Source organism: Bdellovibrio reynosensis (genome assembly GCF_022814725.1).
Taxonomy (GTDB): domain Bacteria; phylum Bdellovibrionota; class Bdellovibrionia; order Bdellovibrionales; family Bdellovibrionaceae; genus Bdellovibrio; species Bdellovibrio reynosensis.
Window position 1 is genome coordinate 1,997,959 of the sequence record NZ_CP093442.1, and the last position, 12,866, is coordinate 2,010,824.

The following is a 12,866-nucleotide window of genomic DNA, read 5'->3' on the forward strand; positions in this document are numbered from 1 at the left end:
CGGTTGTGATTTCGAAGGAGAGTCTTAGGGTAGTTCTCTCCGTCGACCGCGGCCATCCTGGCCTCTGCTGGGCGGTAATACGGCATCGTGCCGGCCCAGAGGGTCGACTCCGGAACTACCCTAAGACTCTCCTTCGAAACCACACGGAGCTTTATAAATCTTCATCGTCCTTTTTTAGATGGGATGATGTTGAAGTCGGTAATTACTTGAGAAAAAATTAAGGGCCGAGGGCTTCATTTGGCGCGGTTTTCTGGCGGCTTTCAGCCGCGCTGAGCGCAAGATATTTGTTTTTTTCTTTCTATTTTTTTAAAATTTTGCATCATTTTGCTTCGGAAAGCTTACTTTGGTTTAAGTCTCATTTTGAGTCTTTAGTGGGTCTAGTTGGATGTCGATACGTATAACATATGCGGTACGTATCTGAGATTTTACTATTTGCTTTATTGGCTATGTTTGCCTTGCTTACTGGGTGTGAAGATCCTGAGCTTTCCGTGGGATCGTTGGATCGTAAGCTTCCGGCGCCATCTTTAAAAGGTTCTAGTCCTTTTTCACAAAATTTTGAAATGCAGAATTATGTGCAGGTTCAGGGTGCATGTGATTCTCGCTTAGGTTTAATTTATATAAGTTTTGATCAACAGAACTGGTATATCCCTCCGACTATTCCGGATATGGCGGGGACTTCCCTTGATGCTTCCGTTGTGAATGATCGTGATTGTAGTGATGGCGCCTTTGATGTCTATTTAACTGCGACAGATCTTGAAAGCATTTGGGGTGTTACGACCGATACAAGAGTGAATAAAATCTATATCAAAGCTGAAACTTTGATTGGTGATTCTGAGACTTTAACTTTAGTAAATTCAAATCCAGATGATGGCGATAGTGGCAGCAATAATGGTGGAGTTCCAGCAACCCTTGCCTTAGAAAAAAACAACCCTGCGGGTTTTGCGGGATCTAATCAATGTGAACCGTTCCGTGTGAATGTCAAAACTGCAGCAGGGCTTTATACGCAGACTTCTTCAGACATCACGGTGAAACTTGAAAAAAAGGTGGCTGGTGCGATTTACCCTGCTGTCGCTGCTTATAAAACTTGGGCTGATTGTTTCTATGAAACAAATCCAATAACTTCATTAACTATCTTAGCTGGCACCGGTGGCACGGACTTCCTTTATAAATTCCCAGCAGCGCCGTTAAATGGATTATTTGAATTTAGACTTTACGATGCATCGTCTTTAACGACCGATGCAAACTACACATCAGTGACATTACGTGATTCTTCTGCTGGTTCCATTTATCGCTGGTTGATGGTGGAAGATCAAATTCATCAGCTTTATAAAAATACCTGTTACCCACTAAAAATTCGATCGACCCAATACAACCGGGCTGTGGCAAATGATCAATTTCCTGGTGATGTGCAGGTGGGAAGTAGTTCTGCAAATTTAAAATTCTATACAGATGCTAGCTGTAGTACGCAAACTTCTAGCTATAGCTTTGGCTCTTACAACTCTTTGATAAACGCTTACGTGAAATACGTTCCTTCTGCAGGCGAAGCTGAAACAATTAAATCTATAAACCTTACTTTAGCGGGGGCTAATTCATCTTACAGTTATGATTCCGCGCCCATCGCTGTGAATATTGATGCTACAAATAAATCAACAGCTGTGACCTTGGACATCTGGGGCTCTTACGAATTAACTCGTCAACAGTGTCAACCTTACCGAATTGCGACTATCAATGAATATGGAACCATGATGACGGCGACGGTTCCACGTACGGTGAATCTTGCGACGAAAGAAAGTAATATTGGTTTATTTTATTTAGATCAAACTTGCAGTGGCAGCTCGGTGACTTCGACGTCCATCGCCGTGGGCATGACTTCTACGATTGTTTACTTTAAACCCACCGTCGCAACGGCAGGTGTTTATAACTTTGATGTTAGTTCTGCTGGACTAAATTCTCCATCGCGCCAGATGAAGGTATCGTTAGCAGCTAAACAATTTAAAATTGTTCCACCGGCTGCAGGCTTTGTCGGCGGCTGTAAGCCGTTTATGGTGTATATGACTGATGATCTAGGTAGTAATTACGCTGCAACCTACAGCATAAACTTCACATTCTCATTAAGTTTAACGCCGTTTTATGCAAACCGCGCTTTTGCCGATGCTTCATGTACAGCCCCACTAGGAAGTTCAGTGAACATTCCTCCTGGGCAATTCTCGGGTTTGATTTATGTGCAAACTGATGGATTTTCTGGTGCCACCAATTTTACTTTGATGGTTCATGGAGGTTACGGACTTAGCGGAGATACCGTTTCCGGCACCTTCGCACCGTAATTATTCGCTGATTTTATTACGCAAATATTGAAGAATTTTTTCGCGGTCTTCCTCTGGATGGATCGCGAACGTTTCTGTAATTCCGTCCACGCCGCAGTAGGTGACTGCTTGAGTTTCATCAATACACAAATCAAGGCAGCTTGATGTTACAACGCGAACTTTTCCACCGTCGCCGGAATCTTTAAAAGATTTTTTTAAATACATTTTTAAATTGTCAGCAGTGTTGCCATCTTCTTTCAAAGATTTGGTGCTGATGGATTTAGAGCACTTCGTGCAGATTAAAACGATTCCTTTTGACCAGGGATTTTCTTCCTGTTTCATAGCTGTCCTTTTACCTGTCTTTTTAGCTCTTCCCATTTTATTTTTCCTAATTCGGTCCGGGGGAGCTCACTGACATAATGGATTTTACGAACTTTTTCAAATGGAAGCACTTTTTCTGAATACAGCTGTACCAATTTTTCAGACTCAGTTGCCGACAAAAGGCTGACCATGTGAATTTCTTGACCCAATCTTTGTGAGTCCATTTCTAATATGCATACATTCAAACTGTTTTGTGGAAATAACTCTTGAATGCAATTTTCTAAAATACTTCTTAAGCGAGCCACGTTAGTGCCCTCGCCGCCGATTTTAATATAATCTTTGGCGCGACCTTCGATCACCAAATTGTCGCCTAAAACTTGACCTCGGTCTTCTGTGGTAAACCATCCGTTTATTTTTGGATCCCAGGATTTAAAACCTTCAAAGGTATTTTGCGCATACATAGTGAATAACGACGTAGAGCTGACTTCAATAAAGCCCTCGTTGTTAGTTCGCGCTTGGGCGTGACTTAAAAGTTTTACTTCGGGAAAGTATGGATGACCTAATGAATTCAGATCAGCGGTCGCGATTTGTGATGCAGTTTCCGTCATGCCGTAACTAGGCAGCAAAGGCCATCCTAATACCAAGGCTTTACGATAAAGTTCTTGATCTAAAACTCCTCCACCCACAACGACGGCTCTTAATGAAGAGGGCGCTGGTAATGTTTTAGAAACTAAATCAAAAACTTGCGTTGGCACTAAAGCAGATAGCGTGCATTTTTCTTTTTCTAGAACTTGATGAAAATGCAATGGGTCCCAGCGCTCGTCTTTCAAAGCCGGAACTACCTTAGCTCCTGATAACTGCGAGCGAATTTCGATTCCCAAACCACCCACATGAAATGAAGGAAGCACTTGGGTCCAAACATCCTTGTCATTGCTTTGCAGATGTTTGTTCACGGCGGTCGCGGAATTAACTAAAGCTTGCTTGGATAACGCTACTAACTTTGTTGCCGCGACAGAAGAAGCGGTAGAACCAGAAGTTGCGATCCACACGTGGGCTTTAAGATTTTCTTTTATTTGAATGTGGTTAGCTAACTCATAAAGTTTCGCAAAATCCTCTTTCGGCCAGCGAGGATTCAGTAAAATTTCATTATGTTGCGAAGAAAGATCTAACGCATTTTGAGTTGATGCCATGGCAGACTTTCTAGCAGACGATCAAAGCCAATGCCAGTCCCTTTGGGTTTCAATAAGAATGGCCCTTGGGTAGAAAGTTCGGCGGCAAAAGAATCCATTTGATAAAGTCGATGGGTTAAACAACCTGCTTCCAGGATGATATCCCCATGTTTTTTCTTAAGTTCAGAAGCGATGGCCGCCGCATGAACCACACCCACTGGATGATCCATGTAACTTGTGACTGAAGCACCAAGGTTCCATTTCAGAACACGCTCGATCGCTTTATCTACGTCCATCTTAGCAGGCTTAATCACCACGACATTAAACGGGACTTCTTTAAGCTTATCCCAAGGCACTTTGTCATACTGATTGTCGACTGCAATTTTTGTAAGCTTCTTAGCTTCCATCCAAGCATCAGTATCGTACGCAAAAGGATCTTCGACATAATCGATGGCCAAACGAATGCGTGGATTTAAATTGCCGATGAATTTTTCAAAGATCTGCCAATTACCAACCCCATTAAAATCCAAACGAATTTTAAGACCTGCTGCCGTGACGTGGGCAAGGACATCAGCTTCTTCATCTAGATCACGACCTACTTTAATTTTAATTGTCGTGAAGTTTTCTTTTTTAAGTCCGTCCAAAAAACCTGGTTTCAAGGTTTTAAAGTCCGACAACAAAAAGTTGTTACGAATTTTTTCGCCGCTATCAAAAAGATTTTTCCTATCTTTGCGAGCTAACCCATCACGGCGTGCTAGCCAGAATGCTTGTTCAATTTGGGCCGTCATTTTACCGTCACGCAAAGCAGACATTTGATCTTCTAACGGTGGATCGCCCAATTCAGGCCAAGGATGAAGATCCGCATAACCCGTTACCTGCTCATTCCAGGAAATCTTTAGAAGCAAACCCTCCCGCCCGTTGCTGGAAGAAACTGCATTTAAAGATTGCACTGGCTTTAAAGTGTAAGGGCTATAAAAAATCTTAATCAAAGAGCAAATCCTATCGCTAATAAAAGTCCAAAGAGCAGATGCAGACCCGCTGCTTGCCCTAGAAATTTATTATACGCAGGCCCTGGCTCGGTACGGAAAACATTTTTTGAGATTTTTATCGCTAAAGGCAAAGCAAACATCGAAAGTATGGCCGGAATTTTGTACCCTTCAGTCCACCAATAGATATTTAGCACAAAAGGCAGGAAGCAAAGGCTGGCGATTTCATAGCGAGAGAACTTAACGCCAAAACGAACGGCCAAGGTTTTCTTATTCACCAAAGCATCACCGCTGCGATCACGCAGATTATTAATGGCAATTAGAACCGTCGCATGTAAGCCGATCTGCAGTCCCAAGACAAAGGCTTCTTGCAACCAGCGACCGATGTTTAAAAATACGATTCCCATAACCGCTAGCAATCCAAAAAAAAGGATCACGAATAGGTCACCCAAGCCAAGATAAGCTAAAGGGAAAGGACCTGCGGTGTATGAGTAGCCCATTAAAACTGAAGCGACTCCGATGGCGACAATCACCCACCCGCCTTTTAAAACTAGCGGAATGCCACAAAGAACGGCGAGCAAGAAACAAAGACTGCCTAGGGCCATCACCTGATTAGCGGATAAGATGCCTGCTTGGGTGATGCGCTGAGGACCGATGCGTTTTTCAGTGTCAGCCCCTTTTTTAAAATCCACCGCATCGTTAACTAAGTTTGTGCCGATTTGAATAAGGAATGATGCCAGCAAGGCGTAGAACAAAACCCATCCGTCCCACTCAAGGCCAATGGCGCGAACTAATGCTGTTCCCGCCACACAAGGGACCAGGGCTGCCGTCAATGTTTTAGGTCGAAAAGCGAGGAGAATACTTTTTATTTGGCTGGCTGAAGTCATATTTCTTTTGCGTCGCATTGTTGGAGTTAAGGGATAGGTTTTCCCTGGTTGTATCAGATTTCTTTTCGCGTGACCAAAACAAATTCTAGAGGCAAAACGGTCCCTAGGAGGCTCTAGAATGACTCTTATTCCTATTCTAACTTTTTTAGCCGGCGCCGTTGTTGCGGGATTGATCGTTTATTTTAAATCAAAGTCTCAAGCGACTGTCGTCATCGCGCAGCTGCAAACCGAACTTCAAGTTGAAAAAGCCAACCAACAGTCTGAGCTGCAAGCTGAAAAAGGCATCATGCAAGCTGCTTTCCAAACAGAAAAAACCGACTTACAAAATGAAAAAGCAGAACTTCAAGCAGAACTGCAAGCGATGATCATGAAGAATGACATGCTGACGGAAAGTTTGAAGGAACAAAAATCCTTAATGAACGAAGCACAAAAACAACGTGAAGAACTTGCTAAGTCCATGAACGTGCAGTTCGAAGTTTTAGCGCAAAAAATCTTTGAAGAAAAATCAGCGAAGTTCACTGATCAAAACCACAAAAACATCGCTGCGATTATGGAGCCACTTAAAGAGCGCATTAAAGATTTTGAAAAGAAAGTGGAAGAGACTTACTCGACAGAGCGTTCTGAGCGCGGTGTACTTCGTGGCGAATTAACTAAGCTGATGGAACTAAATAAAGTGATGTCAGCAGAAACTCAGAATTTAACTAAAGCCCTTAAAGGCGAAGTTAAAACCCAAGGCAACTGGGGCGAATTGATTTTAGAAAACATTCTAGAAAGATCCGGCCTAAGAAAAGGCGAAGAGTACATAATCCAAGGTACTGACCTAGATCTGCGTGGTGAAGATGGCCAAATGCTTCGTCCCGATGTGATCGTGAACCTGCCAGACGAAAAACATCTGATCGTCGATTCTAAGATGACTCTTATCGCTTACGAACAGTATTCATCTGCTGAAACTGCAGAAGACCAAGAACGCACAGGTAAACTGCACGTTGAAGCTTTGAAAAAGCATATCGACGGCTTATCTGAGAAGAAATATCACGCAGCTGATAAGCTGATCTCTCCAGATTTCGTAATTCTATTTATGCCGCTGGAACCAGCGTTTGCATTAGCGTTTAAATTAAAACCAGAACTTTTCCAATATGCGTGGGAAAGAAACGTAGCTATCGTCAGCCCAACAACGCTGCTAGCAACTTTAAGAACCGTCGCAGCTTTATGGAAACAAGATCGCCAAGAAAAGAATGCCCTTGAGATCGCGAAACGCGGAGGCCTTTTATACGAAAAATTTGCAGGCCTGTTGAAAGACCTGCAGAACCTTGGTGAAAAGTTAGGGGCCGCTCAAAAAGCCCACGAGGACGTCATTAAGAAGGTTTCTGAAGGGCGCGGTAACTTGATCGACCAAGTGGAAGATCTAAAACGTCTGGGCGCTAAAACCGAAAAGTCATTACCGCAAATCGAAACAGTCACAACTTAAAAATAAAAAAAGAGGATTCCAGTGGAACCCTCTTTTAGTTTCAAATTTCGTTTTAAAAATTAAAGCTCAGCGTCTTTAACAACAGTAAGTTTCGTAGCCACATCAATACCAGAAGATTGGTTTTTGATTGCCACTGCAGGATTCTGCACAACACGTTGTTGAAGCTTCGTGAAGATAGGCTCACGTATAGCAAGATTGTTATCCTGAAGCACGCATTGACGAGCGATACGCTCTGCCACATTCACAACAACCGGAGCTTTCAAGTTCGCAGTCATTTGAGTCGGATCATCTGGGATAGTCACGATTGAAAAATAACGAGCTTTATCTTGGCTAGTAAGCTTCACAGCCTCTAGATCAGATTTAGTAAGTGTCGCTTTGTATTGAGGAGCAAACAGTTCAGGCTCAAGAACCGGGAACGCAATTGCAGGGGCTTCACAGCTCTGCAACCAAGCAAAGATCTCATCATTCGGATCATCGAGAAGAACGAACTTACGCAAATCTGCGAAGCCCAAAAGACCTTCGTTGAACGTCAGAATATCTTCTGCTTTCAACTCAACTTGGCCGAAGCGCGACGTCGAAATGATCATTTCCCCTCCCAAAAACAAATCAGGATTCACCTAATTTTAGACACACTAGGACAGCATGCAGGTGAATACATCTATAAATCTGGACCTAAATCTAGGAGGAGTAAATTAAAATAAGCGAAGCATGACCACCCGCTTCACTGCAGAAGAACGAAAAAGGCCCGGCAACGCAGTTGGACGGACCTTTTTAATAACCTATAAGCTTATGGCTTAAGAAGTTTCGCGACAGAACGGGTTTTATCCGCAGGGATATTCGCCGACTGTTGATTTTGATCTTGAATGGCCACGTACACCTCTTCGCGGTGAATTTTCGTGTCCTTGGGAGCTTCGATGCCTAGACGGACCTGTTTCCCTTTGATTTGTACTACTCTAATTTTGATGTGGTCATCGATAGCGATGCTTTCACCCAACTTCCGTGTGAGAACCAGCATGACAACTCCTTTTGCTGCAGTCGTTATCGGTAGTTTTAAGCGGAACTGTAGGTATTATTTTTATCTTAGAAAGTCAAGAAGGCTTGGCTGAATCATCTTTCCAGACGTTTCCAGCGTAGCTTTTAAGGTGCTATCGGTCTTATTAATGTCTGAAATAACTTGGAAAACATCGGCATCTTCCAATTGGGAAGCAGTCACTTTATTGTCCACCACGGCTTTTTGCAGAGAGTCCATGGTGCTATTAACTGCCATAATTCTGGACCCAACTTCGGAACGAGCTAGGACCACCTGGGAAATAGCGTCGTCCAGGGTATCTAGGGATGCCTGGATACCTTCCTTGTCGTTGGTACGTAAAGAAATCTCTAAATCCTTAAGAGTCGTGAAAATATTCACGCCCGTTCCACCTGTCACCGGGTCTTTTTGATCAGAAAGATCATTGCGACGACCAGAAACGGAAGCGGGACCACGGGTTTGAATAAAGTTGGCTTCGATTTCTTTATTAATCTCTACGCGTTCTTTTTCATGATTTTGAAAGTTTTTAAGATCATCAACATTTGTCGGCGTCACTTGTGTCTGACGAACAATGCCATCTTCACTTAAACCGCGACCCAAGAAAACCTTATTGCCAGCAACGTTCATGGCAATGAAAGAATCTTTTTGGGTTTGAATCTTCATGTCTCCATCATCACCTTGGTATTCACCGGTTGGCGTAAATGCTGGAGTTTGAGTTTTATAACCACTAAAAACGTAACGTTCACCCAATTTGCGATTTCCGACAGCCACAGATTGATTAAAAATCTGGCCAATTTCGGAAGCAGTCACCATACGGCTTTCAGAGTTACCGCTGGCATCACTGGCCGCTTGCACAGCCAATTCTTTTGCACGCACTAACATATCTGACAATTCACCCAACGATTGATCGGTGAACTCTAAGAAAGATTTTGCGTTGTTGATGTTTTTAATAAATTGGGAATTCCCACGCTCTTCAGTGCGGGCTGCAAGAACACGGGCCGAGGCTAAAGGATCATCAGAAGGTTTGTTAATACGCTTTTGAGTCGCAGCTTGGTTTTGCAAGTCAGCCATATCCGAGCGATTCTTCGCCAGATTCTGATTCACTTGATTGAAAGCCATTTTATCTGCAATTCTCATTGTTAACTAATTTCCCCTGCCAATTACATGCGTTTCAAGTTCAGAACTGTATCAAGCATTTCATCAGCAGTTCTGATCAAACGAGCTGAAGCATCGTAAGCTTTTTGGAACTCGATCATTTTCGTTGTCTCTTCATCCAAAGAAACACCGCTGATACTTTCACGAATATTATTAAGCTGACCCATCACGTTCTTTTGGGATTCTTGCGCTTTGATGGATCTTTGCACCACCGCGCCGATTTGACCCACTTGAGTATTGTAGTAGTCATCTAGTGTGGCAGTTCCATCCATCACCTGACGGGATTGGATAGAAGAAATCACGTTGGCTACGGTGTTATCACCTGAAGCACCCGGCTGGGCGCCCGCAGCGATACGGCCGACGTCATTAGCAATCGTTTTATTTAAAGAGATGTTAGAAGCCGCACCCTTGACCGCTTCAGGCATTTCGAAAAACAGAACGCCTTGACGGCCGTTTTTATCAAAACCTTCGATATGGGCTTGATTCACTTCTTTCGCTAAGGTGTAAGCCAACTTATCAACGTGACCTAAAAGACCTTCGATAATATTGTCACGCACTTCTAAAGCACCACCGATACGACCACCCGTGATTTGGGAAGTGATATTCGCCGGAGTTCCTGTGCCTGTATAGAAAATCTCTACGCGGTCACGGTCACCTGTTTGTGCTGCCTTTAATTCATTGGCTGTACTGCTTGATACTAAGATCCCAGTGCGACCCGCAGTGACTGTCACCTGTCCGTCTTTACCTTCTGCCCAGGTAATATCGATTTTCTCTCCTAATTTTTTAAGCAAAAGATCACGACGGTCACGTTCGTCATTGGCCGGAGTTTTCTGCACTTCGATCATCTGAATTTTTTCATTCAACGAAGCGATCTCTTTACCGATTTGGTTCACTTCCTCAACAACCGTGATGATTTGACCGTCTAAGTCTTCTTGCACGTTACGAAGCTGACCCACGACACGGCCGAAATCTTTGGCCATAGCCGCACCGGATTCACGCACCATCGTACGCGAAGCCAAGCTTTCTGGGTTGTTTGAAAGTTCACGGAAAGAGTTAAAGAAATCAGTCATGTACTGATTTAAACCCTTGTTGGCTTGTTCGTTATAAACTTGCTCTACACGGCTTAAGGCATCAGCGCGGGAATCAGCGAATCCCATGCTTTCACCTTCTTTTTGAATTTGTTTTTCTAACCAAGGATTGTTGGTGCGGGTGACGGCACTGGCTTTAGCACCCATACCGATTTGAAGCCTACCTTCAGACACAGGAACATTCGTGGTCAACTCTACCCTTTGGCGAGAGTAACCTTCGGTCGATTTATTGGCGATGTTATGACCAGTAGTTTGCAACGCTGTCTGAGAATTCATCAGCGATCGCTTACCAGTATCCATCATGGCCGAAATTTTCGACATTCCTTGTCTCCGATCAAACTGCACATCCTATGCAGTATTGAAATCTTCCTTACGCTTCTTTACTTACAAAGTTTCCTGACACCTGAGGACCGCTTTTGTAGCCGCCTTTTTTCTCATAGGTTTTTTTGCCAGAAAGAGTTTCTTTGATTTCGTTCATCGCTCCGTTGAGAGTGCTGAGTGCGGAGTTCGCATATTCTTCATTTTCTTTGTTAATTACAGTGATGCGTTTGATCAACATGTCCAAAGCGGAATGCTGAGTGCGCAAACGATCTGCTGCTGGACTGCCTGCCATCTTTTGTGCAAGTTCCAACAAACGAGGATTTTCAATATCAGCGCCGATAAGACCCGCAAGGTCCATGGCATAACGGGAACGCAAAGAATCCTGAGCGCGAAGTTTGAAAAGCAAATCTTCTTTAAGTTTGTTGCTTTCTTCCAAAGAGATGCGATCCGCTTTAAGTAACAATTCTTTTTCTTTGCGAACGATGTCTAAAAGTGAACGGTAGATTTTAGTTAGTTCTTCAAGATTAGCTTCTAACTTTTGGAAAGCTCTTTCTACAGTTGTGTCCATCTTTATCATCCTTAATTATTGAAATAGACTTCCGTGCCTATTTAGTTTCCACCTTCGCTAAAGCTTCGGCGGACAAGTTGGCGTCACAAGCCTTAGAATTCTAAGTGTTCATCAACCATTTTATCGGCGATGGCTTTGGCGTCTACATTATACTTACCTTCATCGATAAGTTTACGGAACTTTGCAACCTTTGCTTCATCAACGTCAGGTGCAGACATTGCTAGTTCTTTAATGCGTTTAGCCTCTTGCGCACGAGGAGACAGTTCAACTTTAGAAGACTCTCCAAGAGATGATGAAGATAAAGCGTCAGCTTTGTTGTTAGTCACACCAGCAGCTTTGTTATTCACTCCGCTTGCTTTGTCGGATTTCGAAGAATCAGTAAGATTCAAATTTTGACCGACTTTATTGTGCGTGATCTTCATGTGGAGCCTCCGTATTCGAGTGTTAGAAAACACTCTTTTGTTCTTTTCATAGTATCACAATGGGACATTTACACCAAATCATTCTGAGACAGTTTCTGGTCCAGCTTCCACTGTCCAGTAGAGTGATTTAGCTTCATTCGACAAAAACCCAAGAGTGTCGCCAGCTTGCAGTTTATCCCCTGTCGAAAGATTAGACAGCGCACCTTTAAAAACCATTTGGCTTTTAAGACCATTGTCGTGGCCAACTTCTACAAGAGTTTGATTATCAGCTAAAGAACGCTTCCCCAGCAAAACCCCGTCCCACGGGGCTTTCACAGGTTCACGAGAATTTTCCGCATTCACATTTGCAAGCGTGGCTTCGTTCAAATTTCTATCGATGCGATAGGAAACCGACTGCTTCTTACCAGGGTGTTGAAACGGCTGCGCACGATATTCAGAAGTTTTATCAAGAGGCAAAGGCCCTTGAGGTTTAACAACAGGAGCTTTCATCCCCATCATAACCCCGAACTTATCCATAAGCTGTTTGTAGATCATGTCAGAAAGGCCAATACCACCACGATCAGACCATTTTTCAACATACTGATCATCAAGCTGCTCTTTAAAAATTTTCTCTGCAGAATTAGCCTTAATAATTCCACCTTCATGCACCGTAGAACGCATAGCCTTCATCATCTCACGAAGAAAATGCTTCTCATACATATCAGAAACCTCACGAAGTTTCTGATCCGGAGTTTTCTGAACAGGCTTAGGCAAAAATTTAGAATCAAACGCTTTGAAGTTGCCGTTGTTATTACCAGAATTTCCAACATTACTCATGGAAACCCCCGGTTTTGAAAATAGAAGAAAAAGTTTGCGAAGCAAACCCAACCCCACGCCCAAAGAAATTTTCAAGCGATGTTAACAAAAGATCCAACCAACCCATTTGATTAGTAGTCACTCCGTCTACACCTAAAAATCTCAAAGCAGATTGCACCAATGCTTCCCCACTCAAATTCATTTTACCTATTGCTACTAACCCAAGCTGCGTCTTTGGATTGCGGCTTGAAGCCTCTGCAGTGGCAGGAGGGCTGCACAAGTTCCGCAGCGCCAAGAAAAAAGTGCCATAGCACTCAGAAGAAAAAATACCACGAATCACAAAGCCACCACGAAAC

The 12,866-nt window shown here is 43.3% G+C and carries 14 protein-coding genes; 2 read left to right on the forward strand and 12 right to left on the reverse strand.

Translation table 11 applies throughout. The features are described 5' to 3' along the window. The first annotated feature begins 404 nt into the window (after positions 1–404). Complete coding sequence (locus MNR06_RS09370; RefSeq protein WP_243535353.1) at positions 405–2,324, forward strand: hypothetical protein; 1,920 nt, start codon at positions 405–407, stop codon at positions 2,322–2,324. On the opposite strand, the gene MNR06_RS09375 is transcribed toward MNR06_RS09370, so the two are convergent. From MNR06_RS09375 to menA, 4 genes are read right to left on the reverse strand one after another with little or no spacing between them, the layout of a single operon-like run. Then, on the reverse strand, positions 2,325–2,645 hold the full coding sequence (locus MNR06_RS09375) for a (2Fe-2S) ferredoxin domain-containing protein (RefSeq protein ID WP_243535356.1): 321 nt from the start codon (positions 2,643–2,645) through the stop codon (positions 2,325–2,327). After that, positions 2,642–3,814, reverse strand: coding sequence for an AMP-binding protein (locus tag MNR06_RS09380; RefSeq protein WP_243535359.1), 1,173 nt, complete (start codon positions 3,812–3,814; stop codon positions 2,642–2,644). The genes MNR06_RS09375 and MNR06_RS09380 overlap by 4 nt, the downstream gene beginning before the upstream one ends. After that, positions 3,790–4,782: an o-succinylbenzoate synthase MenC gene (gene menC, locus MNR06_RS09385; protein WP_243535362.1), complete on the reverse strand. Its 993-nt coding sequence runs from the start codon at positions 4,780–4,782 to the stop codon at positions 3,790–3,792. Before menC ends, MNR06_RS09380 begins: the two co-directional genes overlap by 25 nt. Continuing rightward, positions 4,779–5,684: a 1,4-dihydroxy-2-naphthoate octaprenyltransferase gene (gene menA / locus MNR06_RS09390; protein WP_407933177.1), complete on the reverse strand. Its 906-nt coding sequence runs from the start codon at positions 5,682–5,684 to the stop codon at positions 4,779–4,781. Before menA ends, menC begins: the two co-directional genes overlap by 4 nt. 100 nt (positions 5,685–5,784) lie before the next feature. On the opposite strand from menA, the gene rmuC reads away from it, so the two are divergent. Further along, positions 5,785–7,134 (forward strand): DNA recombination protein RmuC, encoded by a 1,350-nt coding sequence (gene rmuC, locus MNR06_RS09395; RefSeq protein WP_243535367.1) that lies wholly within the window; start codon positions 5,785–5,787, stop codon positions 7,132–7,134. Between the two features lie 59 nt (positions 7,135–7,193). Here the strand turns inward: rmuC and fliW are convergent, their stop codons facing one another. The 8 genes from fliW to MNR06_RS09435 all read right to left on the reverse strand — a co-directional run bounded on the left by fliW (position 7,194) and on the right by MNR06_RS09435 (position 12,712). After that, positions 7,194–7,721, reverse strand: a complete 528-nt coding sequence (gene fliW, locus MNR06_RS09400; RefSeq protein WP_243535368.1) for a flagellar assembly protein FliW — start codon at positions 7,719–7,721, stop codon at positions 7,194–7,196. A 200-nt stretch (positions 7,722–7,921) separates the two neighbouring features. Beyond that, positions 7,922–8,149: a carbon storage regulator CsrA gene (gene csrA / locus MNR06_RS09405; RefSeq protein ID WP_243535370.1), complete on the reverse strand. Its 228-nt coding sequence runs from the start codon at positions 8,147–8,149 to the stop codon at positions 7,922–7,924. A gap of 60 nt (positions 8,150–8,209) precedes the next feature. Beyond that, positions 8,210–9,298, reverse strand: coding sequence for a flagellar hook-associated protein FlgL (flgL, locus tag MNR06_RS09410; protein WP_243535373.1), 1,089 nt, complete (start codon positions 9,296–9,298; stop codon positions 8,210–8,212). A gap of 23 nt (positions 9,299–9,321) precedes the next feature. Further along, the gene (gene flgK, locus MNR06_RS09415; protein WP_243535376.1) at positions 9,322–10,725 is read right to left on the reverse strand and encodes a flagellar hook-associated protein FlgK; all 1,404 of its coding nucleotides are present in this window, start codon (positions 10,723–10,725) and stop codon (positions 9,322–9,324) included. A 49-nt stretch (positions 10,726–10,774) separates the two neighbouring features. Further along, positions 10,775–11,293 (reverse strand): flagellar protein FlgN, encoded by a 519-nt coding sequence (locus MNR06_RS09420; protein WP_243535379.1) that lies wholly within the window; start codon positions 11,291–11,293, stop codon positions 10,775–10,777. A gap of 92 nt (positions 11,294–11,385) precedes the next feature. After that, complete coding sequence (flgM, locus tag MNR06_RS09425) at positions 11,386–11,715, reverse strand: flagellar biosynthesis anti-sigma factor FlgM (protein WP_243535381.1); 330 nt, start codon at positions 11,713–11,715, stop codon at positions 11,386–11,388. Positions 11,716–11,793: 78 nt separating this feature from the next. Continuing rightward, positions 11,794–12,531, reverse strand: coding sequence for a rod-binding protein (locus MNR06_RS09430; RefSeq protein WP_243535384.1), 738 nt, complete (start codon positions 12,529–12,531; stop codon positions 11,794–11,796). Continuing rightward, entirely contained in the window at positions 12,524–12,712 is a 189-nt protein-coding gene (locus tag MNR06_RS09435) for a hypothetical protein (protein ID WP_243535386.1), read from the reverse strand. Before MNR06_RS09435 ends, MNR06_RS09430 begins: the two co-directional genes overlap by 8 nt. Positions 12,713–12,866 lie beyond the last annotated feature (154 nt).